The following is a 25,086-nucleotide window of genomic DNA, read 5'->3' as shown; positions in this document are numbered from 1 at the left end:
AATTTAAGGGGAGATTTTGAATGGAAAGAATGGTTGGAACTGTAGTTCGCGGTCTTCGCACTCCGATAATAATGCAGGGCGATGATATTCCGTCCATTACCGTGGATGCCGTGCTAAAGGCTTCAGAGATAGAAGGCTTTCCCATATTGGATAGAGATGTGATAGCAGTGACTGAATCCGTAGTAGCCCGTGCTCAGGGCAATTATGCAGGCATTGATGCCATCGCCAAGGATATACATGGAAAATTTGGCGACGATACTATAGGTGTAATTTTTCCTATTCTTAGCCGGAATCGCTTTGCCATATGCTTGAGAGGCATAGCAAAAGGCGCAAAGAATATTGTTCTGATGTTCAGTTATCCGTCCGATGAGGTGGGCAACAATTTGGTGGATATAAATGTTTTAGACATAAAGGGAGTAAATCCTTGGACCGATGTGCTGACCGAAAAGGAGTTCAGAGACTATTTCGGCTACAACAAGCATACCTTTACAGGTGTCGATTATATAGAATATTACAAATCCATAGCAGAGGAATATGGCGTACCATGCGAGATAATATTCTCCAACGATCCCAGAACCATATTGAATTATACCAAAAGCGTGCTTGCCTGCGATATCCATACAAGAGCAAGGACCAAGAGGATTCTCAAGGAAAACGGAGGAGAAAAAATCTATGGCCTGGAGGATATTCTGACTGCCTCAATAGACGGCAGCGGGTACAATGACAAATACGGCTTATTAGGCTCCAATAAAGCTACGGAGAACAGCATCAAGCTTTTCCCCAGGGATTGCCAGCCCATAGTTGAAAAAATACAGGAGATGCTTTTTGAGAAGACAGGGAAGAAGGTTGAAGTCATGGTCTATGGGGATGGAGCCTTCAAAGATCCGGTGGGCAAAATATGGGAACTGGCCGACCCGGTAGTTTCTCCCGGATATACATCCGGCCTTGAGGGCACACCCAATGAGATCAAGCTGAAATATATAGCAGATAACAATTTCGCCCATTTAAAGGGTGAAGAATTGAAGAAGGCCATATCCGAATATATAAAGAATAAGGAAACAGATCTGAAGGGCAAAATGGAGACCCAAGGCACTACTCCGAGAAGGCTCACAGACCTTATCGGTTCCCTTTGCGATCTGACTTCGGGCAGCGGAGACAAAGGCACGCCCATCATATACATCCAGGGCTATTTCGACAACTATACAAAGTAGAAATAAGAATCAACGGGACGGTTATTGTTGCTTCTAAGTAAAAGCAAAAATAACCGTCCCCAATGCTTTTTTCTATATGAAATCATGTTTTTTAAAGTAGATGAGACATATGGCTACAACAATCCCGCTGAGCAAAAATGCGAAGGGATAGCCCATAACCCAGCCAAGCTCGGGCATATATTTGAAGTTCATGCCATACCAGCCTGCGATAAGGCTCAAAGGCAGAAATATTGCAGTTATCACGGTAAAAAGCTTCATGATCTTGTTCAGGTTTATATCCACCTGGGCCTGGTATGCCTCCCGGACTTGGGTTATATAATCCCTGAGATTTAAAACATTTCTATTCAATCTCTCCATCCTATCCTTAAGTATGGTGAAGTACCTTATGGATTTTTCATTTATCAGCCCATTTTCGTTCTCTTCCAGGCCTTCGGCGATATCCAGAAGAGGCTCATAATATCTCTTGAGAAAAAGAAGCTGCTTCTTAAGGCTCACGATATCCATTATATAATCCCTGTTCTCCCCTTTTATTACCAGCTCTTCTATATCCGATATATCCTCCTCTATATCCTTCAGTATCTCATTATCCGACGCAGTCAGCCTGTCCAAAAATATATAGAGTATCCTCTCCAGATCTATACTGTTTCCGTCTATTTCATCTTTCACAGCCTTTATCATATCTGAGCTGCTGTCTTTTGTCACAAAGATTAGGTAATTAGAGGTCAGATAGAAATTCAGCTCCGAAGCCAGAATAAAATCTTTTTCTTTATTGATGATATTTATCACGCCAAAGCTGAAACTTTCATATACCTCAAGCCTTGGCACCTGATTATTGGATAAGCATTCATCTATGGTTCGGGAATTGAAATTAAAAAATCCATTAGCATTTACCAGCTCTTCGGGGGTTAAAAGCAGCCAATACCGGTTCCCCTTTTCCCTTGACATATCATCGAACCGGCAGTTCTCTAAGCCCCTTGGCGTAATCTTATATATCTCCATAGCTTATTTATTCCGTGTGGGCAGTATCTCCAGCCAATAACCATCCGGGTCCTCTATAAAATATATGCCCATATCCTTGTTTTCATAGCAAATGCAGCCCATCTTCTTATGATGTTCATAGGCTGCTTCAAAATCATCTACCCTGAAGGCTATATGAGATTCATTATCCCCCAGATCATAGGGCTCAGTCCTATCCCGCAGCCAGGTGAGCTCCAATTGGTGCTCTGTGATGCCGTCGCCTAGAAAGACCAGTACAAAATCCCCATCCTTATGCTCTTTCCTTTTTACCTCTGAAAGGCCCAATGCTTCTTTATAAAAGGCTATGCTCTTTTCCTGATCCAGCACATTGATATTGTTATGTATAAATTTAAATTTCAAAACCATACACCTCCTGTGGATTTTCTTTTATTATACCAATAAATTTGGAATAATAATACTTATGCTTCAAAGGCTTTGGTATAATATATATTATTAATATTAAAAAAGGTGGGCTGCCCATGAAAAATATAAAGATCCAGTACCTGTTCAACAGCGGCTTTTCGGTAGAAACCCCAAACCACCAGCTGGTATTTGACTACTGGAAAGGCCCCTTGAAAATCGGTGATAAGAGCATTCTCGTCTTTTCATCTCACGGACATCCCGATCATTTTAACCCGGAGATATTAAAATGGAGAAATGCAAACCCATATATAAAATACATATTCAGCGATGATATAAGCGCCGGCAGCCTTGATGACAGCATTTGCTTTATGCCGCCCGATAAGGATATTGAAATAGGCGATGTAAAAATCAAAACCTTAGGCTCCACCGACCTGGGAGTCTCCTTTTTGGTGAGTGCAGACGGCATAAGCATATTCCATGCCGGAGACTTGAACTGGTGGTATTGGTGGGATGATACCCCGGAAGAAATACGTACCATGGAGCAGGCTTTCAAGAAGGAAATCCGCAAGCTGCGGGATATAAAGATCGATGTGGCTTTTTTCCCTGTGGACCCAAGATTAAAGCACAACTATAGCTTGGGCGGAGAGTATTTCATCAAAGAAATAAAGCCTGAAGTATTCATCCCCATGCATTTTGGAGAAGATTACAGAGCAATAAAGGTCTTTGCTGATAAGGTAAAGGAATATCCTGCAAAAGTTATTGAAATAACTGCTAAAGGCCAGGAAATATATATTTAAACAGGAGGTATTCAAATGTTTAAGCTGGATGGAATAGAAAAGATGAATGAGGAGCAGAAGCTTGGATATATGCTCATTTTATTGGAGGGCCAATTGAGCTCGGAGCGGGATGCCCTGGCAAACCTGTCCAATGGGGCCGCAATCATTAAGGCCGTAATGAACAGGCTCAACTGGGCCGGCTTCTACATCATGAGAAGCAGCGAGCTGGTTCTAGGCCCATTTCAAGGTTTACCGGCCTGCAACAGGATAAAGCTTAACTCCGGCGTTTGCGGAACTGCAGCAACCTCGGGAAAAACTCAGCTGGTCCCCAATGTCCATGAATTCCCCGGGCATATAGCCTGTGACAGCGCTTCAAACTCCGAGATAGTAATCCCCATCATCAAAGATGAAACTGTTTATGGCGTATTGGACTTGGATAGTCCCGAGTTCAATAGATTTACGGAATTAGAAGCCAGGTACCTTGAGAAGTATGTAGAGAAGCTCAATAAGTATATCGATTGGAAAGAAATTTAGAAATAACTTTAAGGAGAAAGCTATGGAAACATCATTTAATAAATTCGGTTTAAACCAGAGCCTGATAGAAGGCTTAAAAAAAGAAAATATACAGTCCCCCACAGCCATACAAGAGGCGGCTATACCGCCGGCCCTGGAGAACAAGGATATAATAGGCCAGTCCATAACAGGCAGCGGAAAAACTCTGGCATATATCCTCCCCATACTCCAAAGGGTGCATACGGACAAGAAGGAGGCGCAGGCCATAATCCTTGCTCCTACTCATGAGCTGGCCATGCAGATTTTCGGTGTGATAACCGCGCTGTCAAAAGATTCGGGGCTGCCTGTCCGCACTGCGTCCATCATAGGAAGGGTGAGAATAGACCGCCAGATAGAAAAGTTAAAGGAAAAGCCTCATATAATAGTAGGCTCCCCCGGCAGGATACTGGAGCTTATAAAAATGCGGAAGATAGGCGCTCATACCGTAAAGACCATTGTGGTGGATGAGGCTGACAGACTTCTGGATGAAAACAACCTCTCCCAGGTAAAGGATGTCATCAAAACTACGCTGAGAGACAGACAGCTGATGATGTTCTCCGCCACCATGAATGAGGGCACAATAAATATCGCAAAAACCATGATGAAAGAGCCTGAGATAATAAAGATTGAAGAATATCTGATGAGCCCTGATATAGAGCATATGTATATAGAGGCAGAACAAAGGGATAAGGTCGAAGTCCTGAGAAAGTTGGCAGCTGCTATCAAGCCGGAAAAGGCCATAGTTTTTCTCAACAAGAATGAAGAGATACAGGAAGTCACATTAAAGCTCAGGTTCCACCATATCAAGGCATACGGGATATATGGAAATGCCTCCAAGGAAGAGCGCAAAAAAGCTCTGGAGGATTTCAGGAAAGGCAAGCTTCAGCTTCTCATCGCTTCCGATATAGCCTCCAGAGGCCTGGATATCAAGGATGTAACCCATATATTCAATCTGGATCTGCCGGAAAACCTGAAGGAGTATCTTCACAGAGCCGGCAGAACAGGCAGGACGGGCAATACAGGCGCAGCAATCTCTATAGTAAATGAAAAAGAAGCCGCCATACTAAAGAGGATTGAAAAGGCCTATGATATAAAGATCAAGGCCAAACGGCTGTATGGAGGCAGGCTGCTGGATCGATAAAAATGCAGAGCTTTAGGAATTTACGGTAATAGTATCTTATCTATTCGTCATACCTTCTTATGCTAAATGGCAGGGCTAGCCTTCCAAGGGTCTTGCCCGCCATTACCTTGGAAACATTTTTCAACATCCTTATATATTTTTTGTTATAGCTCCATCCTCATATATTGCTCTTTCAAGGCCTCAGCAGTTATATTCTTTATGGACATAAATGCGTTAAGATTATCTTCAAGGCTTAGCCCGTCTACTGTCAGGCTTCTCTTTTTGGTGCAGCCGTCTACAGCGCCTGCATCAACCGCGCTTTTCAGCATTGCTATTTCAGTATTTATATCATGAAGCAGCATCTTATGGCTCAGCAGTGAAAGAGCTGCAGCCAGTGCATGTCCGCCCCAATTTGATACCCCGGCGGCAATAAGGAAATCGGAAGCAAAAGCGGCACATATCAGCTCCCCTTTGTCTACTGAGTTCACTATATATGGGCGGATTTTACCCATGCCTATCTCATTCCCGCCGTCTCCGATCCCTATTGTGATAACCCCTGCCTTTTTTGCCTCCTCAAACAAATCATCCATGATCGGCACCAGGCCGCTCAAGTCCTCGCCCCTCATGGAATAGCATATGCCGTCGGCAGCCCTGCCGGGTCTTTCGACAGCTATTATATGGGAAGGCTTATATTCTTTCAGCAGCCTTTGCGAAAGCTGCCTGCCGATATGGCTGCCGATTATCTCCATGGCAGCGTTGACGCCCCTTGCCAAGGAGCACTGCGTCAATATATCTCCGGAGTACTTGTCCGAAATAAGCACAACCCTTTTCCCCAGTTCTTCCAATGCCGCAGCCATGGAAACAGCGCCGATAGGGCCATCAGTCTCACCTATGCCGGCATCCTTGACCATAAACCCCGTAACTATAAAAATAGTATCTCCCTCCATAAGGCTCCTGGCTGCTTTTTTAAGCTCTCCTTCCAGAAAAGCATTCTCCATTCCTCTATAGCCCAGATTGGCTTTCAGTATATTCTCCAATTCTTTAAAATAGCCTTGATGCATACTCTCCGCTCCCTTTCAAAAAATCAAAAAACCCAGCATAACGATTGTTATCTGAGTCTTATTTACAGCCGTATACCGGTATGATCCATATACATGCAAACAAAACATATATGCACTTTTCATACTTTATTTTTAGTATAGACCATCTTTAAGTCAAATTCAATTGCTCTTTAGCATCATATACTTGTTCCTGGCATCTTTTATAGCTGCTATCACAGCCTTTTGAGCGATTCCCTGGAATCTGTCCTTTATTTCCCCGGCAATGAGCTCAATATCATCTGACAGTTTATAATCCAAAAGAATGGATTTGATAAAATCTGAAGTCATATCTCTGACCATATTGCATGTAACATCAATAATTTTTCCGCTTTCCTTCTCCAATATTATTCCTACGAAAAACATATCGAACACGGCAGAAATAGGATCATTGCTGCTTACCTTAGCCGTACCCGTAATATAGATTGTATTTTCAGGATATATCAAATCCGTCACCCCCATGATAGATATTGATTCAATCTCCGCATTTCTAACTACATAATATTATCGGCAGATATTTTATGCAAGTTTAATTTCATCAAAGGAGCCCTCTTATATGTCATATATGTCGGAAAATTCTATGCTCACCCTCTCCATATTTGACTGCCTCGCTGCGGCTGTTTCCTTGCATTCGCCCTCATCCTCCGCCAGATATGCAGGCAGCTCGATTATAAATTCACTGCCCTTGCCAACCTCACTGTTTAAAGAGATCTTTCCTCCGTGCAATTCTACTATTGACTTTACAATGCATAAGCCTATGCCGCTGCCTTCACTTTTTCTTGTAAAGGATGAGTCCACCTGCCTGAATCTGTGAAATACAGCTTCCAACATATTCTCAGGTATTCCTATTCCCGTATCCTTCACAGATATTTCTATTTTTTCTCCCTTATCCCTTACATTTACCCAGATGCCTCCTCCGGGTGCCGTAAATTTTATGGCATTCGAAAGCAGATTTAACATAACCCGCTCTAATCTGTATGCGTCGCAGGCGATTATTTTTTCTTCCATATCCGTGTCAAAGGTCAGCGAGATGCTTTTGCTTTCTATGTGCCTGGCTGCAGATAATGTTATATCTTCGATTATTGCAACGATATCGCTATTTTTTAAGTTCAGCTGCAAATACCCTGAATCGATCTTCGTAATATCAACAAGGTTATTCACCAGCTTAATAAGCCTGTTGCAGTTTTGCTGCATGACTTTCATATATTTTTGAGACTGATCATAGCGGCAGTATATTGAGCTGCTCTTGTTCATATTGCTTATCAATTGTATGGAACCAAATATGGCATTTACCGGAGTCTTTAATTCGTGGGATACGGTACAAAAGAAATGATTCTTCAGCTCTTCCATTTCCTTGCTTTTCTCCAGCAAAGCCTGCTTGATCTCCATCTCCTTTTGCAGCTCTTCGACCTCTTCTCTTTTTTTAGATTCCACCTTCAATCGCTCTATCGCCTTTTCCAGTTTTCTGTTTTTTTCATTTAAAAGCCTGTTCAGCTCCCTTTGTACCAAGTAGGACTGTTTTAAGCCAAACTCCGACAGAGCTTTGTAAATAAAGTAAAAAGATATCAATTTGAAAATATGTCCAATAAAAACCAAGGGATCATTTATCCTAATATAATAAATAAAAAATATTTCAGAAAAAAAGGCAGCCGTTAAAGACAGCAATAAAAAAATGTTCATTCGCTTTGAAATGCTGTAGTTGTTTTTTTGTAAGCAATATATGGCCGAGAGCAAAATTATTATAATGATGCATTCGCTTACTATTTTAAAGGGAGTCAAGCCCGAATTTTCCAAATAACATTTGGGGAAAATATCCCACCAAAATACGGAAAGCAATAGGGCTGCAGTTATGCTGGAGTATATAGATATGATTCGTTTTATATTAAGTCTCATATCAGGAAATTTAAAAGCAATCAATAAGGATATGCTTTCCATATATCTTGCTATGATCCCCAGCTGCGTTGAAAGGTTGGCGCTATTTTGTGGAAAAAAGTCCATACCCTTAAAGGCCAAAGCATGTATAAAATTAAAGCATGCAACGAAGCCATAGGCTATACCCAAAAATAATATTCTGTTGCTTTTATTTGCCTCATAGGTGCTGACAGATATAATAGTAATATTAAAAGCAATAACAATGCTGAATAACTCTGTTACCGCGTGAAACATCAAAAAATTTATATGTCCGAGATACATGATTCCTGCTAAAACCGCCATGTAATCAAATGCCTTCGCATACTTTCCCATATTAGGCATGCCAATGCTAATGCCTGCGTTTTTTAGGCTCTCCAATTGCTTTCCCTACCTTCTGGTTATTCATATTATTACAAGTACAAACATATTATACTAAGTGTAAACAAAATATTTTGTCAAATTGTGTAGCTCATTTATCTTTTTATTAAAATATTTTTAATTTCACCTGTACCTATTAAAATATTGAAAGCAGAAACCAGGATTATACATATTATAACAGTAAGTTAACTCGTTGCGGCAGCTGTTGAACGAGACTTCATTCAGGGGGGGATTCAATCCCCACTGAATGTTAGTGGAGTCCATAGAAGGTGAATTGCCCCGCAGGAGCAAGAGAGGCTGCCCTGGGGCACTGGACTTAGCCCTATACAAGCTTACAAAGTCTTAGCCTTGAAGCTTTATACTTGTTATCAGCTACCACAACAGATTAAGTTAACTATGGAGAGGAAGAGCAATATGTATAATTATCCCATGTATTTCGCAAGGCCTGTGAAAGCAAACAAAAAAATCGGCTATATATTGGATTTTAAAAAGGGAGATGTCAACGGGGATAAAATTGTAGATTATGTGTATCTCATAGGAGACAAACCTTATGGAGATGAAAGCCCTATAAGAAGCAACATAAGACTGAGAGTTATTGACGGTAAGACCCATAAAGAGACCATAATCCGTTTAAAGCAGAATACAGGATATAACCCAACATTGTTTTTAGGCGACTTCACGGGAGATAAAACGGATGATATCCTTATAAGCATGGATTCCGGCGGAAGCGGCGGATATGCTTATTATTATATTTACTCCTTCAAAGATGATCAGCCTAATAAGATATTCGATTTTGAAGCATTTGATGAAGAATATAATTATGAAGTGAATTATCTGGACGGCTACAAGGTTGAAGTGGTCGCTGAAGAGCCGGGCACAAGGTATATACTGGATATCACCTATAAGGGTGAAGAATACTTATCTGAGATTTATGATGATGAATGCATGTTGAAAGAGCCTATAAGCGGCTGGGTCAATCCTCTTGGAGGCCTGTATCCTATAGATTTCCAGAGAGACGGAACTTATGAGCTATATGCGGAGCAGCGGATTGCCGGCAGGTATAATGCAGATGGGCTAGGCTATGTACAGACTTCACTGAAGTGGGATGGGGAGCGCTTTGTACCCTTTTATCAAACTGTGGGCATATATGGGGAAGAATAAGTCCTTCCCCATGACGGCTATATCAGATAGTATTCCCAGCATGCCACTGCCTCCACCTGTTTAAAGCCTTCTTGTATATATAATGCCTTTGCCCTATCGTTATCTCCATTTACACAGAGCACTGTCCTGTCGTAGCTTTTATCCTTTGCAAATCTCAGCGCAGCTCTGAGAAGGCTCCTTCCCAGGCCTTTTCCCTGATACTCCGGTATTATTGCAACGGGACCTATGTTCATTATGGGTGAGCCTTCATAGTCATCATCCGCACACCTGACCACTCCTACAGGCTTTTCCTCATGATATAGTATCATCAAACCCCCTTCGATATAGTCACTGCCGGAGATCATAGCGGAAACCCCCTCCGGCGTTATAGGCGTTTCACTTCCTTTAAGCTTTGCAAATGCTGCATTCCTTACCTGGCACCAAATATCCTCATCATGCCCCGGCATAAAGGCCCTTAACTCATAATCCTCCGGCAGGCAGACCTCAGGCAGCTCCGGATCTTCCCTGACAAGAAGGAAGGAATATCTCTCCACTCGGAATTTCAACTCTTCCATGAATTTCATTAACTTTTCGTTCACCAAAGGGACAAAAATAAAGACCTTATCCAATCCTTCCGCATGCTTTAATATGGCTTGCATGAGCATATTATAGCAATGGATATCATCGACCTCCGAATGAAATATTCTAAAGCGCGCCCTCCTGCCCCTCCTGTTATAATCATCAATTATAAGGGAGGCTGCTGCTTTTATATGGCCTTTCTCATCAACAGCTATATAAGCAGGGTTTTCACCATCGGGTTTGAAGTCCTTCAGATCCTCGTCATACAAAAAAGAATCATCTATCTCCATTTTATGCTTTTTACAGTAATCTACAAATGCTCCGATCCTCTCATCCTTTAAAGCTTCTATTTTCATACGATCTGCTCCCTTTTTATCAAAACCTGGTAAAGGATCCATCATGGCAGCGGATTCTCTACCAGGCTATCTTTATTAGAATTTTATGCTAAAGGATGTATTGTAATCTACTCCATCCTTAAATTTTTTATTCAGTTCTTCCAAGTTTGGATGCTTTATAACACCATTGTCCATTGATTTTTCAAACAGAACTTTAGCTGAGTCATTGCTGAGTATCGTATTTAATTCTTCTTCTGTCAACGGTAGTAACTTTTTAACATTATCTACATAATCTTTCGGAACAACAAAAGGCCAGTCGCTGCCAACCACCATATTGCTCAATCCCCATTTTCTCATCATTTCAGCTATTTCGTCGGCTTGTTCTTCAGTGATTGGCTCAAGCACTCCTTCCATTCTTTCCTTTTCAGTCACCACTACACCGGAAAAATCAAAGTATATGTTGCTTTTATTCAAGCTTGGATTCTTTTCATATTTTTCAATAAATGTAGAAAATACCTGGACCGCTGCATCATCAAATCCTCCCCAGCCCCCGAGGTGAGCTATTTGAAGCTTGAGGTTCGGTATTTTTTCTATTACCTCATCGATCAATATCTCTGCGTCTTTTTTCCCGAATTCAGGGCTTCTGCTTCTAAAATGGAGTAAAATAGGAATGTTTTTGTCTGCCGCACTTTTAAATAGCTTTTGGATCTTCATCAAATGTTCAGGATTTGTTAAATCTACATCAGAATTTGTAAAATGCAATTTCAAACCGGGCAGCTTCAATTCATTATAGCATCTTTCCATTTCTTCTTCTGCGTATTCCTTCAATGGGTTAAAGCTAAAAAATCCGATCAATCTATCCGGATATTTTGCGGTCTGAATTGCCACATAATTATTTTCTTTTTTTACATCGTCATATTCATCTTTCCCTGCGATCCCATCCATGCCCAATATGTAACTGTTTGAAACTACAAAAGCCGCATCGATATTTGCGCTGTCCAGCAAGGAAATAATCTTCTCGCCTGAATATTCTTCAATAAGATTGCCGTTAGAAGTGTCTCCTCCCATTAGAACTTTAAAAATCTTAGAGAACTCACCGCTCATCATGTGCATGTGATAGTCAGCTTTTATACCTGCAACCGCATCCTCAGCTTTTGTGGCCTGCGCCTTTGCTTTCTTTATTATTTCATCAGCTTCTACTGCGGTGATATGCTTTTGGGGGCCGAAGGTCCCGTCTTCAAAAGCTGTCATTATTAATCTGTCTTTCACTATGCCTACATAATTCCTGGCCCATTCATCGATTTCATCAGCATCCGCAAAGCCGGAAGCAGAATTGGAAAGCTCATTATTTAAGCCGCAAGCCACTGCAGCTATTTTTGCAGCTTCTTGCCTTGTTATAAACTTTTCAGGTCTTATGGTGCCGTCCGTATATCCTTGGACATACCCGGCCGCAACGGCTTTTCTGATTTCTTCATAGGATTCGTCATCCTTAGTCAAATCCTTATACTCTTTATCTGATGCTTCAGTAAAGCCAAATGAAGCATTGACTGCCTTGAAGAATTCCAGCCTGGTAATGCCCTTGTTGGCTTCAGAGGCATCTTCGGCAAATAGAATGCTTATTGAGGAAGTCATCAATAGAGATATGATCAGGAAAAAAATAAGTGTTTTTGATTTTTTCATCGAATGCATCTTACACTCCTCCTTAGTATTTAAATAAATTTTTATAATATTGAAACTTATCTAGTAATATAAGCCTTAATGCCCCTCTTGTCAACCTAAGCCATTTTCATCCGCCTTTCCTTTCAGCTTTAAGAGAAAGGAAACTGCTTGAGCTTGACAAGCATATATAAAGAGATCCCGCTTTCTGCCAAGCCTATCATGAAAAATATCACATGCAGAATATTGATGGACTGAAGCATATAGCATTGAATCATTATCCATGCCATCAATATACATCCTGCCGCACCGCTGATATAGGGATGGAATTTCATCCTTCTTTTAACAAATACAAATGCGGCCAGATGCCCTAATCCGATGGCAATAAATAAAAACAATCCCGGGATCAAAAAGCTGGTAAAAGGCCCTCGCTTCAACAGCTCAGTGGACATCCCGAAGGAAACTCCATAAGGGTCCGTAATCCCCAGCATGCCGCCAAACAGTGCCCCTACACCAACAAAACAAAGAATGATTGATTGAATCCTATACAAGCCTTTCAAATGCCCTCACCTCACAACTCCGCATATTTGTCCCATGACCAAACGCTGACACTCCTATTTCCCATTATACCAAAATTCTCATCTTCCGCATTATAGTTTGCTTATTATCAGATTGCCCGGCTCATATTTTATATGATAAGTTTTTCCTTTTATTATGCTCATGAATAACACCTCCCCAATGAATAGGTAAAAAAATAAAGCCCCGGGACAAATCTCTGAGCAGAGACTCGTCCTCCGGGCTTTTCTCCCAAAAGTGTAGATGCTATATGATATTAGATCGTTGCTCTTTCTTCATCCTTGATTTCTTTAAAATATTTTCTATAAGACAACATTTCATATACAAGCATTACCACCCATCCGGCAGCAATGGCATAGCATACGCTTGCGATCCCGAAATGGGGCGCAAGGATATAAGACAATGCAACCCTTATGATGATCTGTATGAAGGTAGCAAAAAATGTTATGCGCAGCTTGCCGATCCCTCTGAATAATCCTTGAAAAACATTGTTTATATTTGAAAGCATGTAAAAAAATGATATAGCCTTTAAGTATCCTATGCCTATGGATATGACCTCTTTTTCATCAGCGGAGACAAACAACTTCATTATGCCTTCGGCTTTGAAGTATATGGCCAGGCCTATAATAATGCTATATACAGCCATTATGGCAGCACTTTTCTTGAAGCCTTCCATGATCCTGTCCGTCCTGCCTGCGCCTTTGTTTTGAGCGGAATAGGTTGCAACGGATGCAGATAAGCTTTCGCCGCCCGCCATTACAAAGGAATCGATCCTTGTAACAGAGTTGTAGGCAGCTATGGCATTTGTCCCAAAGGGATTAACAACTCCCTGGACCATAAGCTTTCCAATATATATGCAAGTCTGCTGCAGCGCTGTCACCCAGCTATATTGGAGGCTCAGCTTCAACAAGTCTTTTTCCACCACAAGCTCATCCTTTTTAAGGCTGAGCAACGGAATTCTGGTATAAACATATGCCACGCATAATAAGGACGATATGCCTTGTGCAATCACCGTTGCAATTGCCGAACCGGCTACACCCAGCTTAAAGCCTGCAACGAAAACAATGCATAACACTGCATTGAGCACGCAGGAAATGATCAGAAATATCAGCGGTGTGTTTGAATCCCCTATGGCTCTGAGTGAAGATGAATAAAAGTTATATAAGAAGGAAAAGATCAGCCCGCCGAATATTATTTTTAAAAATATATCGGCATCGTCTAAAATCTCCCCGGGCGTACCTGTTATTATGAGCATCCATCTGGATAGAAGGATGCAAACAATAGATAATGCTATAGTAAAAATTATCCCGGCAATCAATGAGGTAGAAACCTCTTTTTTTAATTCATCATATTTCCCGGCTCCGAAAAGCTGAGCCATAAGCACCGAAGTGCCGATGCATATACCGAATATAAAGAAGATAGCAACAGACATGATTGGATTGGCAACCCCTACCGCTGCCAATGCGTTCTTTCCGATATATCTCCCCACTATTATAGCGTCCGTCGTATTATAAAGCTGTTGAAACAAATTCCCCAGCAAAAGGGGAATTGCAAACTTGATCAATATCCTCGTCGTGTTTCCCCGAGTCATATCACCCTTCATGAAATCATACCTGCTGCATTATGCCCTTTCATATTTGTTATTCGTTATTTACCATATGCCCTTTACTTTACATATTTCTATATCTTTCATCATATTCCTTCTTTAATTGCTGTTATTATTGATGAAAAAGACACCCTGCATAAAGCTATATGATATGCAAGGTGCCTTTCTTAAAATGTTTGCCTAATATATTTTTGTAAATAATATCACCATAAAATACATGGCGGCTCCAATTAGCATAACGAATCAAGTGCTTTGATCGTTAATTTTAAAACTCTTAAATACTGGTGTTAGCTTTCTGGTTCCGTAATTCGTTATAGCCCATAATCACTATCCAAACATAGGCCAGGGTTTTGGGTATCATCAAAATTCCGATCCATCTGATTGTCGTTGCCCATAGCACAACCGGAATATATAAAGCAAAAGACAGTACTATTGCCAGCCACATATATTTAAAATTTTTATCGTTATGCCTATTAACTTCTGAATAGAAAATACAAATGATAATAATTCCCATAATTGCGAATGGGATATTCCTATATATACCCCAAGAAATGGGAGCATTGTAGTTCAGCCATTGATTTTGAGGCAATAGACACAAAGCTATACGTATGATGCTTAAAGCATAAATCGAAAAGGATAAACCATTGCGGCCTTTAATATGGTACCTCTGCCTCCAGATATGATATAGGATAACATAAAATACTGTCATTGTAATAGATGTAATAAGCTTCCCTATTCCAAGTGCTGCGGCATTAGCTTCTAATCCTGTTGTAAGCAGGGCATAGGATCTGGGTATTAAATGGAATGCATCACCTGATCCCAGTAATACCGCCATAAAGCCAAACAGCTTATATTGCTTATTGTCCTTCCCCGTCACAATCATTGCTATTCCTACAGAAATAACACCAATAAGATAAACTGCATCAAATAAGGTTTCCATAATTGCTTGCATATTAAAATCACCCCTAAATAAAATGTGAACATTGTTCATTTCTGTTCATATTAAAAATCATACCATAAGTATGACTTTTAATATGACAACATCTTCTCTAAAATCATTATAAAAAAACTTATATCTTTTTCGCCTTTTCTCAGCATTGTAAGCATATTATCAAATATGAATTCTGATGTTTTTTCTTTTGAAAAACTATCAGTCCAGGGATAATGTCTTAATCTATCATCCATATCCATCAATGTAGTTATTCTATTACGAATTTTATCCATATATTCATGCTCTTTTTTCTTGCCGATAATCTTTTCCTGAGTTTTCAGCAAAGAAAGATGTTCCAGCCAATTGTCTTTGAAGCTTTCAAGATAAAGGTATAAGCTGCTATAAATCTTCTCCAAATTGTTATAAAAATTACTATTTGAAAAGCTCTGCCAGTCAATCCCGGCAAAAGCTCCGTCCCAAAAGTCCTCAATAACTGCTATTAATAAATGTGCCTTTGACGGAAAGTAGTTATATACTGTGCCAATAGCTATACCACTGTCTTGTGCTACAGAGCGTATATTTATTTTTGTTATGCCTTGCGTTATGGCAATATTCTTGGCTGCAGATAAGATAGTCTTCTTTTGGGTTTCATTGTTATAAGGCATTTCAATTTACCACCTCTGAACATTGTTCATTCTTATTATATAATATACTTTTTAAACTATCAATATATTTTTTTTACCTAATTAATCCATATTTGCAATAAATAAATGCTATAATCAAATTATACTATACCTTAAGGAGGATATTGCCATGCCTAAATCTTATAATGAAATTTGCCAATCTGCTAAATATAAGCTTACCGGTCACGGTGACAGGCGAATCGATGCGCTGATGGAGTGCTTTGAACATATGGATCCATCTATGGAGGCTGACATTTATGGGACAGGCGGTATAATCAACGATTTTGAAAAAGATATTGCATGTTTTCTCGGGAAAGAGAATGCGGTGTTTTTTCCCAGCGGAACCATGGCACAGCAAATAGCTTTGCGGATATGGTGTGATGCAAAGGGTTTGAAAAATGTGGCTTATCATCCCCTTTGCCATCTAGAAATTCATGAAAAAGACGGTATGAAAATACTTCACCATTTAGAGCCAACTTTACTCGGCACCAAAGATAGGCTTTTCAACATGGAGGACCTGAAGTCCGTAAATAAACCAATTGCATGCTTGCTGGTCGAACTTCCCCAGCGTGAAATAGGCGGCCAGCTGCCTCCTTGGGAGGAATTGATCAGCATTTCGGAGTTCTGTAAGAACGGAGGAATAAAGCTTCATCTGGATGGTGCCCGCCTTTTTGAGATACTTCCTTATTACAATAAATCTGCTGCTGATATCTGCAGCCTGTTTGACAGTGTCTATATCTCTTTTTATAAAGGCTTGGGGGGTATTGCCGGAGCTATGCTTGCCGGAAGGACTGAATTCATTGAGAGCGCTAAGGTCTGGAAAAGAAGGCACGGCGGTGACCTTATAAGCCTGTATCCCTATATAGTCAGTGCTAAGCATTCCATGAACAAACGTATAGGAAATATGGGAAAATACTGGCAGCATGCTTTGACCGCAGCCGAACGATTAAACAAAATAGAAGGTGTAAGTACCGTACCCGAGGTGCCGGTTTGCAATATGTTTCATGCCTATTTTGACACTACCAAAGAAAATCTGGAAAGCATATTTGCAGATATTATTGAAAAATACAACCTTGCTATAGTAAGAAATATCAGAGAAATAGACAACTCAATTTGTAAATCTGAATTGTCCTTTGGCGACAGCTTCGAACTCATTCCACAAGAAATTTTGGATAAGGCCTTTGAGCAGCTAGAGTCAGAATTTATTAAACTCGTAGAAAAATAAGAATCAGCATCATCAATGGGAGCCAACCGCCCCAACAGATCAACTAAGAAAGGAGTGTATTATGATCATGAAAATTGGCATTATAGTTCATTCTCACACAGGCAACACCTATTCTGTTGCCGAAAGACTCAAGGAAAGATTAATGGTAACAGGACATTCACTGGCACTGGAAAGAGTAAGTGCTTTTAATGATGAGCAAGCAAAGGCCGGAAGCATCCGACTTAAAGAAGTTCCCGAGATCAGCGGATACGATGCACTGGTTTTCGCTGCTCCAGTGCAGGGTTTCTCACTTTCATCGGTTATGAAGGCCTATCTGACCCAAGTCCCAACATTGAAAAATAAAAAAGTTGCCTGCTTTGTCACCGAATTCTTCCCCTATCCTTGGATGGGAGGGAATAGAGCAATCCTTCAAATGAAAAGTCTTTGTGAATCCAAGGGAGCCGAAATTTGCGGCACAGGTGTCATAAACTGGTCAAGTTCACAAAGGAATAGCATGATCGCACAACTTATTGAAAGATTGAGCAGCTCATTTTAATTTTATCTTGTCATTCATTAGATATCTCTTCAGTTTAAACTATTCTGTAAATATGAATATAAGAAGGGAGATATGAGGTATTTCCGGTTGCAGCCGAAGTTAATGTAGCTGTAAAAAACCATATCATATCGAACATTGAGCTGGTGAAGCGAATAGAGGCCGGAGCGGCCCCTATTCGCGCAATATCTTACAGCTTCTGAGCAATACCTTTCTGCCTCTCCAGCCGAAGGCCCTGTTTCCATATCTTCTTATGAATTCCTTGTTGGAAATCCGGCTAAGCTCTTCACAATCAACGCTGTATATGAGATTCTTCTTGAATTCTTCCATTATTGTTTTTTCGACCTTTTGATTATGGGGGCATACATCCTGGCAAACATCACAGCCCCATACCAATCGATGCTTCTTTAATATCCCTATATCCTCATCGTTAAGCTCTTCCTTCTTTTGGGTTATATAGGACTTGCATCTCAATGGATCTATTGTGAAATCTCCCAATATGCACTGCCCGGGACAGCTTCTTACACAGTTAAAGCATTTGAGGCAGGTCCTTCCCTGGGGCCTATCCGCTTCAAAGGGATAATTGTTGAGTATATAGCCGATGAACACATAAGAGCCGTATTTGTCTGTTATTATGTGGTTATTGATCCCCCAAAAGCCAAGGCCGGCTTTATAAGCCAGATATCTGTCGCTTAAGGGGCCTGCATCCACAAAAGCCTTATAATGAAACCCCTCTATTCTCCGGTCCAAAAATCTTCCAATGGCTTCAAGCTTTTCCTTGACTATTATATGGTAATCTATACTATAAGCATATTTGGACAGGTTAGCTCCCTCTGCGTTCCCCGTATAATAAGGGAATAGGCATACTATGATCGATTCCACATCCTCCAGGGTCAGGCTCGGATATATCCTTCTTTCAAAATCCTTTTCCTCAAGGCCTGATATATGCCCTCTTTCAATCTGTCTTCTCCATACTTTTTCAAAGTCATAGTATGGCCCCGGGGGAGCTATTCCTACATATTCTATATTTATTGAATTGCAAAACCTTATCAGTTCTTCCTTCATTTGCATCCTTCCAGTCACCTTTTACTCAATTCTTGAATTTAATACTATCTATATAATATCAAAAACCGTCATAATTTACTTGAATTTAATATCATATATTGCTATATTTATTTGTGAAATACAGGCAGGATGGGGGGAGAAAATGATTGAAGTTGAAGCTTTGAATAAAAGCTTTAAGGTTGCAAAAAGAGGTGCCGGCGTCGGTGCCGCATTAAAATCCTTGTTCAAACCTGATTATTCCAGAGTTCAAGCCTTAGAGGACATTTCTTTTAAAATCGATGAAAGCGAAATAGTGGGCTACATAGGGCCTAATGGTGCAGGCAAGTCAACTACCATTAAGATCATAAGCGGAATATTAGTCCCTGACAGCGGTAAATGCAATATTCTTGGCAACACTCCCTGGAAAAATAGAATCAAGCATGTTAAGAATATCGGCGTAGTTTTCGGCCAGCGTTCTCAGCTTTGGTGGGATGTTCCCGTGATTGACTCTTACAATTTGCTTAAGGATATCTATAAAATTCCGGATAAAGATTTTAAAAATAATCTTGAATTGTTAACATCAACTTTGGATTTATCTGGGTTATTGACGACTCCTGTGCGCCAATTAAGCCTTGGTCAAAGAATGAGATGCGAAATTGCTGCCTCTTTGCTTCATAGTCCTAAAATTTTGTTTCTTGATGAACCGACAATAGGTCTTGATGCGGTTTCTAAAATTGCAGTGCGCAATTTCATTAAAACCATAAATAAAGAAAAAAAGGTTACTGTTATATTGACAACCCATGACATGAACGATATTGAGGCTTTGGCCGACAGAATAATACTGATAGGAAAAGGCAGGCTCTTGCTTGATGGCAATTTGACAGATTTAAAAAATAAATATGTGACTCATAAAACCTTAACCGTTTATTTTGCTGAAAGCCATGAGGATATAGATATTGAAGGGACAACCATTCTATTTAAATCCAAGGAAAGACTATCAGTATCTGTAGATTTAAACAAAATTAAAGTGTCAGAGGTTATAGGCTTGTTATCAAATAAACTGGATATCATTGATGTTTCTGTGGACAGCAGACCGATTGAAGAGATTATAGTTGACTTATATAAGGAATATCAGATATGAAGGCTTATTACTCTTTATTTAAAATGCGATTGCTGAAGGGATTGCAATATAGGGTTGCAGCTCTGGCCGGGGTTTGTACTCAATTCTTCTGGGGTTTCATGTTCATAATGATTTTTGAAGCCTTTTATAACAGTACAACGGCTTCCCAGCCCATATCCTTAAGGGAATTGATCCAGGTATTATGGCTGCAGCAAAGCTTTCTGGTTTTTATTATGTTATGGTATAGGGATACCGAGCTTATAAGTCTTATAACCAGCGGCAACATTGCTTATGAGCTTTGCCGACCGTCAGACCTGTATAATTTATGGTATGCTAAGCTTATAGCTCAAAGGCTCTCCGGGGCAGCTCTCAGATGCTTCCCCATAATAATTGCAGCCTCATTATTGCCCTATCCCTATAATTTTTCTTTACCCCCGAGTTTTACATCTTTCATGCTATTTCTAATCACCTTGACATTAGGCCTGATTTTAATTGTAGCAATTTCCATGCTGATTTATATATCTATTTTTTACACCATGTCTCCGACCGGCTCTCTATTGATTATGGGTACATTTGGTGAGTTTTTTTCTGGTTTGATCATTCCGGTGCCGTTGATGCCCGACGGTTTAAAAAGACTGGTATACCTGCTTCCCTTCAGATATTCCTCCGACTTGCCCTTCAGGATCTATGCGGGGAACATAGGAATAAAGGAAGCCGTGCTCAGCATTGGTGTTCAAGTTATATGGATAATTCTCCTCATAACCTTAGGAAAGCTTTGGATGAAAAAAGCTTTAAAAAGAGTAGTAATCCAGGGAGGTTGATACTGATGAAGCTATACTTAAGATATATTTCAATACTATTTAAAAGCCAAATGGAATACAGAACCTCCTTTATCCTTCTTTCCATAGGACAGTTTTTCGTGCCCTTTTTAGTTTTTGTATCTATATTTTTATTTTTTCAAAGATTTCCTAATATAGCCGGCTGGTCGCTTTATGAGGTAGCCTTATGCTATTCTGTCGTTCATATAGCCTTTTCCTTAAGTGAGTGCTTTGCAAGGGGTTTCGACTCTTTTTCCTCTTTGATCATTAACGGCGACTTTGACAGGATTCTGGTCAGGCCGCGTACAGCAATCCTTCAAGTTTTAGGGTCGAAATTTGAGTTTACAAGGATAGGACGTCTTGCACAAAGCATCATTGTGTTGATTTTTTCATTAGCTAATATCAATATTGCTTGGGATCCATATAAGGCAATAACTTTAATGTTCATGATAATAAGCGGAATCTTTATTTTTGCAGGAATATATATGCTCGGCGCTACCCTATGCTTTTGGACGATAGAAGGCATAGAGGTGGTTAATATCTTTACGGACGGCGGCAGGGAAATGACACAATATCCTTTAAGCATATATAAGGAATGGGTAAGAAAATTCTTTACCTTTGTCATTCCCTTCGGAACAGTAAATTACCTTCCCCTCATGTTTGTATTGGACAAGGCTCAGGGAAATAAGTATATATATATGTTTGCTCCTCTTCTGGGAATGCTTTTTATAATCCCTTGCATTCTCATATGGACTTTAGGTGTTAAGCATTATAAATCAACAGGTTCATAATTAAAAGAAACATCGAGAAGCAAAAAGAATCGTCCCCGATGCTTTACAACAGCTCTTGACAAATATATTTAACGAACGTACAATATATCTAACATTCAATAGAAAGTTGTTTCCATTGGCTATGTAAGCAGGTATTATGAAGCTGATGAAGGATGCCGCTGAGGCAATTTGTTTGAAGAAGTATAAATGATTGGAGGAAATTATAATGACAAGCACGATCACAAGAGACAAAGCTCTGGAACTGCTTATGAAGTATAACAAGGATCCGTTCCATATCTTGCACGGACTGACTGTATCCGGCGTAATGAAGTGGTATGCCGAGAACCATGGATATGCAAATGAATCCGAATATTGGGAGATTGTAGGGCTGCTTCACGATATCGATTATGAAATATTCCCGGAGGAGCATTGTGTTAAAGCTCAGGAATTGCTGCGGGAAGCAAATGTCGGCGAAGAAATGATATATTCTATCTGCAGCCATGGCTACGGCATATGCGTGGATATGAAGCCCAACCATCTTATGGAGAAAATATTATATGCTGCCGATGAGCTTACCGGCTTGATCGGTGCGGCTGTAAGAATGCGCCCTTCAAAAAGTGCTATGGACCTGGAGCTTTCCAGCTTAAAAAAGAAATTTAAAGACAAAAAATTTGCAGCAGGCTGCTCTCGGGATATTATAGAAAATGGAGCCGCTATGCTGGGCTGGAGTTTGGATGAGCTTCTTGAGAAAACAATATTGGCGATGAGATCCTGCGAGGAGTCTGTGAACAGCGCAATGAAAGATTTAAAGCTGGCATAGATCTATTTTCCATTCTATTTATAATAGGAGGTTCTTGAATGAATTTAAACGCAATAATCGCAGCAAATCTGAAGCGGCTTCGCATGGAGAGAAACCTGAGCTTAGGTCAGCTGGCAGAACTATCAGATGTCAGCAAGGTTATGCTGGGCCAAATCGAAAAAGGCGAGTCAAATCCCACCATCAACATGCTGTGGAAAATTGCAAACGGCCTTAAAGTACCATATACTGTTTTGCTTGATGAGCAGGAAAATGATTCGGAATTCATTTCACGGGATCAGAGAAAGGAGCAGCAAGATTTAAACGGACATTACCGGATTTTCAGGTACTATAACAGCACTCCAAGGCGAAATTTTGAACTATTCATGATAGAGCTCGATGCCGGAACGGAGTATGCTTCTGTAGGGCATTCCGAGAAATCCCAGGAATATCTTATTGTATTGGAAGGCAGCCTATGCCTTAAGTCCGGTGAGAATGAATATAATTTGAGTCAGGAAGACTCCATCTGCTTCTTTTCTGCAAATCCGCATGCTTACATCAATACAGGAGATTGTACGGTAAAGGCTATCCTGATAAATTACTATCCAAGCTAAATTGATCTGTTGTGGTAGTTGATAAAAGAGTATTTCACTGGACTTAGCCTTGAAGCTTTATACTTGTTATCAACTACCACAACGAGTTAAATTAACTTCTATGTATTTGCTTATATGGGAGTATAAAATATTGCAATATATTGAAAGAGGCTGTTGCATAACGCATTCAACCTGTCATTCTGAAAGAGCAAAGCGACTGAAGAATCTTTTTGCTGCAATGTCTTAAAGATTCTTCGCTGTGCTCAGAATAACAAAATTGGAATTTTGCAACAGCCTCTTATTTTAATTTGGAGGCCTTTTAGTTGATAACCCTTCTGCCTGTATAATAGCCCTTTTCATAATATCCTGAAGTGAATGCGGTTTTCTTCACCACGTCTCCTGCTTGAGGAGCATGTACAAATTCACCATTCCCCACATATATTCCTACATGATTTATGGTCTTCCCATTTCTTGCAAAGAACACCAGATCTCCATATGTCAAATCCTGTCTGGCTACATAAGTCCCAGCCTTTGCCTGAGAGCTTGCTACTCTCGGCAATGATATGCCAAGCTTGCCAAACAGTGAATACACCAAACCGGAGCAGTCATAGCTGTTAGGCCCCATTCCTCCCCATTTATAGGGCTTGCCCATCTCTTTTGCTATAAGCTCTTCCAGCTTTAATTTTAAAGCAGTCCCGCGCCTGCTTACCCCGCTTCGCGACACAGCCAAACTGCTATTGGAAGCTGAAACTTTATCATGCATTCTTTTTGCAAGGATTATTGCTTCTTCCGCAGTCGTATTTCCCCCGGGATTAAACAGATTGTCACCAACTCCGTTTATGACTCCGACACTATATAAATACCCTACGGCGTCCCGTGCCCAAGATGAAATCATATTATAGTCTTCGAATATGTATTCATACACATCTGAATAATTATATTCAGGCTTTGCAGCTTGCAATGTGCGATATAGCATAACACTGATTTCCTGCCGGGTTATCATGCCATCGGGCTCAAACTCCCCGTCTCCTCCGCCCTGCACTATTCCTAAAGCGCTTGCTGTTATGACATCCGTGCTTTGTGTATCAGTAAAGGGGTTTTCTTCCGGCAATATGCCTTTTTTGCCGCTCAAAGCTTCATATAATTTCACGGCAACCTCACTGAATTCTTCTCTCGTGATATCGCTTGCATATTTGCCTTGAAGCTTCTCCGGAAGGAGATCAATTTCTTTAGCCTTGTCGATTTCCGCCTTTGCCCAGTCGCTCGGAATGTCCGGATCACTTTGTGCCAAAGCTGAATCAGCATATGTAATCGCGGCCATCATCACAATAGTCATGGTCATAAGAATAAAAATCAATTTAAACTTGTCAATTCTTTCATTCATAAGTTGCGCCATCCTTTCTAGCGAAGCCAATACATAAAGTTGCTGCTCACTCACATGTTTAATGTTTACATAATATCACAAAACTTGGCCTTTGTGTTTTCCTTATTATTCCATACACATTCTCATATGTTAATCTTTAGTGTTCCTCAGTATTTTATGATATAATCTATTAGGGTGATTTATATGCAAATATTTAAAAATGATTGGCAAGGTTTATTGGAAGATGAATTGCAAAAGGATTATTACTTAAAGCTGAGAAAATTTTTGATCAGTGAATATAGGACAAGAAGAATATATCCGGATATGTATGATATATTTAATGCTTTACACTATACGCCTTATAGCGAGGTGAAGGTCGTCATACTGGGTCAGGACCCGTATCATGGGCCTAACCAGGCCCATGGACTGAGCTTCTCCGTAAAGCCGGGTGTAGAGGCTCCTCCTTCCCTCATCAATATATATAAAGAGCTCAACAGCGATTTGGGCTGCTATATTCCTAATAATGGTTACTTGAAGAAATGGGCCGATCAAGGAGTCATGCTTCTCAATACTGCACTGACAGTCAGAGCAGGCCAGGCGAATTCTCACAGGAACATAGGATGGGAACACTTTACCGATAAAATAATCAGCTTGCTGAATGACAGAGAAGATCCTATCGTTTTCATATTGTGGGGAAGCAATGCACAATCAAAGATGAGTATAATAAATAATCCCAAGCATTACATAATAAAAGCCCCGCATCCAAGCCCCCTATCTGCCCATAGAGGCTTCTTCGGAAGCAAGCCCTTTTCCAAGACCAATGATTTCCTCATTTCAATAGGGAAGGAACCTATTGACTGGCAGATTGAAAATATTTAAAAGAGTGTCCTCCTG

26 protein-coding genes are annotated in these 25,086 nt (G+C 40.3%); 13 read left to right on the top strand and 13 right to left on the bottom strand.

What is annotated here, in order from left to right:
* Positions 1-20 precede the first annotated feature (20 nt).
* Positions 21-1,211 carry a coenzyme F420-0:L-glutamate ligase gene (locus AC4HCY_RS02495; RefSeq protein ID WP_491095321.1) on the top strand — a complete coding sequence of 397 codons (1,191 nt, stop codon included), beginning with the start codon at positions 21-23 and terminating at the stop codon, positions 1,209-1,211.
* A 72-nt stretch (positions 1,212-1,283) separates the two neighbouring features.
* Here AC4HCY_RS02495 and AC4HCY_RS02490 read toward each other — a convergent pair whose 3' ends face one another.
* Together AC4HCY_RS02490 and AC4HCY_RS02485 are read right to left on the bottom strand one after the other, a co-directional pair.
* The gene (locus AC4HCY_RS02490) at positions 1,284-2,210 is read right to left on the bottom strand and encodes a magnesium transporter CorA family protein (RefSeq protein WP_323432937.1); all 927 of its coding nucleotides are present in this window, start codon (positions 2,208-2,210) and stop codon (positions 1,284-1,286) included.
* Between the two features lie 3 nt (positions 2,211-2,213).
* Positions 2,214-2,588: a VOC family protein gene (locus AC4HCY_RS02485; protein ID WP_333783341.1), complete on the bottom strand. Its 375-nt coding sequence runs from the start codon at positions 2,586-2,588 to the stop codon at positions 2,214-2,216.
* Between the two features lie 119 nt (positions 2,589-2,707).
* On the opposite strand from AC4HCY_RS02485, the gene AC4HCY_RS02480 reads away from it, so the two are divergent.
* The 3 genes from AC4HCY_RS02480 to AC4HCY_RS02470 are packed head-to-tail and all read left to right on the top strand — an operon-like array spanning position 2,708 to position 5,060.
* Positions 2,708-3,388: an MBL fold metallo-hydrolase gene (locus AC4HCY_RS02480; protein WP_323432939.1), complete on the top strand. Its 681-nt coding sequence runs from the start codon at positions 2,708-2,710 to the stop codon at positions 3,386-3,388.
* Positions 3,389-3,403: 15 nt separating this feature from the next.
* Entirely contained in the window at positions 3,404-3,901 is a 498-nt protein-coding gene (locus AC4HCY_RS02475; RefSeq protein WP_323432940.1) for a GAF domain-containing protein, read from the top strand.
* Between the two features lie 22 nt (positions 3,902-3,923).
* Positions 3,924-5,060, top strand: coding sequence for a DEAD/DEAH box helicase (locus tag AC4HCY_RS02470; RefSeq protein WP_491095320.1), 1,137 nt, complete (start codon positions 3,924-3,926; stop codon positions 5,058-5,060).
* A gap of 143 nt (positions 5,061-5,203) precedes the next feature.
* Here AC4HCY_RS02470 and AC4HCY_RS02465 read toward each other — a convergent pair whose 3' ends face one another.
* The 3 genes from AC4HCY_RS02465 to AC4HCY_RS02455 form a co-directional block, all read right to left on the bottom strand.
* Positions 5,204-6,100 carry a DUF4392 domain-containing protein gene (locus AC4HCY_RS02465; protein WP_491095319.1) on the bottom strand — a complete coding sequence of 299 codons (897 nt, stop codon included), beginning with the start codon at positions 6,098-6,100 and terminating at the stop codon, positions 5,204-5,206.
* A 159-nt stretch (positions 6,101-6,259) separates the two neighbouring features.
* On the bottom strand, positions 6,260-6,583 hold the full coding sequence (locus AC4HCY_RS02460) for a DUF3870 domain-containing protein (protein WP_491095318.1): 324 nt from the start codon (positions 6,581-6,583) through the stop codon (positions 6,260-6,262).
* A 105-nt stretch (positions 6,584-6,688) separates the two neighbouring features.
* Positions 6,689-8,425 carry an MASE3 domain-containing protein gene (locus AC4HCY_RS02455; protein ID WP_323432944.1) on the bottom strand — a complete coding sequence of 579 codons (1,737 nt, stop codon included), beginning with the start codon at positions 8,423-8,425 and terminating at the stop codon, positions 6,689-6,691.
* A gap of 414 nt (positions 8,426-8,839) precedes the next feature.
* Between AC4HCY_RS02455 and AC4HCY_RS02450 the strand changes: the two genes are divergently transcribed.
* The gene (locus AC4HCY_RS02450; protein WP_323432945.1) at positions 8,840-9,586 is read left to right on the top strand and encodes a YybI family spore inner coat protein; all 747 of its coding nucleotides are present in this window, start codon (positions 8,840-8,842) and stop codon (positions 9,584-9,586) included.
* Positions 9,587-9,603: 17 nt separating this feature from the next.
* Here the strand turns inward: AC4HCY_RS02450 and AC4HCY_RS02445 are convergent, their stop codons facing one another.
* From AC4HCY_RS02445 to AC4HCY_RS02420, 6 genes are all read right to left on the bottom strand, one after another.
* Positions 9,604-10,500, bottom strand: coding sequence for a GNAT family N-acetyltransferase (locus tag AC4HCY_RS02445; RefSeq protein ID WP_491095317.1), 897 nt, complete (start codon positions 10,498-10,500; stop codon positions 9,604-9,606).
* 75 nt (positions 10,501-10,575) lie between these two features.
* Entirely contained in the window at positions 10,576-12,168 is a 1,593-nt protein-coding gene (locus tag AC4HCY_RS02440; RefSeq protein WP_491095316.1) for an S-layer homology domain-containing protein, read from the bottom strand.
* Between the two features lie 119 nt (positions 12,169-12,287).
* A complete protein-coding gene (locus AC4HCY_RS02435) occupies positions 12,288-12,695 on the bottom strand; it encodes a hypothetical protein (RefSeq protein WP_323432948.1) in 408 nt (135 codons plus the stop codon).
* A 272-nt stretch (positions 12,696-12,967) separates the two neighbouring features.
* Positions 12,968-14,314, bottom strand: coding sequence for an MATE family efflux transporter (locus AC4HCY_RS02430; protein WP_323432949.1), 1,347 nt, complete (start codon positions 14,312-14,314; stop codon positions 12,968-12,970).
* A gap of 277 nt (positions 14,315-14,591) precedes the next feature.
* On the bottom strand, positions 14,592-15,269 hold the full coding sequence (locus AC4HCY_RS02425; protein ID WP_323432950.1) for a hypothetical protein: 678 nt from the start codon (positions 15,267-15,269) through the stop codon (positions 14,592-14,594).
* Between the two features lie 77 nt (positions 15,270-15,346).
* Positions 15,347-15,913 carry a TetR/AcrR family transcriptional regulator gene (locus AC4HCY_RS02420; protein WP_323432951.1) on the bottom strand — a complete coding sequence of 189 codons (567 nt, stop codon included), beginning with the start codon at positions 15,911-15,913 and terminating at the stop codon, positions 15,347-15,349.
* A 148-nt stretch (positions 15,914-16,061) separates the two neighbouring features.
* Between AC4HCY_RS02420 and AC4HCY_RS02415 the strand changes: the two genes are divergently transcribed.
* Both AC4HCY_RS02415 and AC4HCY_RS02410 read left to right on the top strand, forming a co-directional pair.
* Complete coding sequence (locus AC4HCY_RS02415; RefSeq protein WP_491095315.1) at positions 16,062-17,156, top strand: threonine aldolase family protein; 1,095 nt, start codon at positions 16,062-16,064, stop codon at positions 17,154-17,156.
* Positions 17,157-17,217: 61 nt separating this feature from the next.
* Positions 17,218-17,691 (top strand): flavodoxin family protein, encoded by a 474-nt coding sequence (locus tag AC4HCY_RS02410; RefSeq protein ID WP_491095314.1) that lies wholly within the window; start codon positions 17,218-17,220, stop codon positions 17,689-17,691.
* Between the two features lie 171 nt (positions 17,692-17,862).
* Here AC4HCY_RS02410 and queG read toward each other — a convergent pair whose 3' ends face one another.
* Positions 17,863-18,753, bottom strand: a complete 891-nt coding sequence (gene queG, locus AC4HCY_RS02405) for a tRNA epoxyqueuosine(34) reductase QueG (protein WP_491095313.1) — start codon at positions 18,751-18,753, stop codon at positions 17,863-17,865.
* Between the two features lie 142 nt (positions 18,754-18,895).
* Here queG and AC4HCY_RS02400 point away from each other — a divergent pair, with 142 nt between their 5' ends.
* From AC4HCY_RS02400 to AC4HCY_RS02380, 5 genes are all read left to right on the top strand, one after another.
* Entirely contained in the window at positions 18,896-19,873 is a 978-nt protein-coding gene (locus AC4HCY_RS02400; RefSeq protein WP_491095312.1) for an ABC transporter ATP-binding protein, read from the top strand.
* The gene (locus tag AC4HCY_RS02395) at positions 19,870-20,673 is read left to right on the top strand and encodes an ABC transporter permease (RefSeq protein ID WP_323432956.1); all 804 of its coding nucleotides are present in this window, start codon (positions 19,870-19,872) and stop codon (positions 20,671-20,673) included. The genes AC4HCY_RS02400 and AC4HCY_RS02395 overlap by 4 nt, the downstream gene beginning before the upstream one ends.
* Before the next feature lie 5 nt (positions 20,674-20,678).
* Positions 20,679-21,461 carry an ABC transporter permease gene (locus AC4HCY_RS02390; protein ID WP_323432957.1) on the top strand — a complete coding sequence of 261 codons (783 nt, stop codon included), beginning with the start codon at positions 20,679-20,681 and terminating at the stop codon, positions 21,459-21,461.
* A 205-nt stretch (positions 21,462-21,666) separates the two neighbouring features.
* The gene (locus tag AC4HCY_RS02385; RefSeq protein ID WP_491095311.1) at positions 21,667-22,260 is read left to right on the top strand and encodes a hydrolase; all 594 of its coding nucleotides are present in this window, start codon (positions 21,667-21,669) and stop codon (positions 22,258-22,260) included.
* Positions 22,261-22,298: 38 nt separating this feature from the next.
* Positions 22,299-22,850 carry a helix-turn-helix domain-containing protein gene (locus AC4HCY_RS02380; protein WP_491095310.1) on the top strand — a complete coding sequence of 184 codons (552 nt, stop codon included), beginning with the start codon at positions 22,299-22,301 and terminating at the stop codon, positions 22,848-22,850.
* 298 nt (positions 22,851-23,148) lie between these two features.
* On the opposite strand, the gene AC4HCY_RS02375 is transcribed toward AC4HCY_RS02380, so the two are convergent.
* Positions 23,149-24,213, bottom strand: a complete 1,065-nt coding sequence (locus AC4HCY_RS02375) for an NlpC/P60 family protein (protein ID WP_323430403.1) — start codon at positions 24,211-24,213, stop codon at positions 23,149-23,151.
* Between the two features lie 183 nt (positions 24,214-24,396).
* Between AC4HCY_RS02375 and AC4HCY_RS02370 the strand changes: the two genes are divergently transcribed.
* Positions 24,397-25,071, top strand: coding sequence for a uracil-DNA glycosylase (locus tag AC4HCY_RS02370; protein WP_323430404.1), 675 nt, complete (start codon positions 24,397-24,399; stop codon positions 25,069-25,071).
* Positions 25,072-25,086: the final 15 nt, after the last annotated feature.

The organism is Lutispora sp. QWL-02, assembly GCF_058315355.1.
This window is presented reverse-complemented; position numbering and strand designations above follow the sequence as displayed.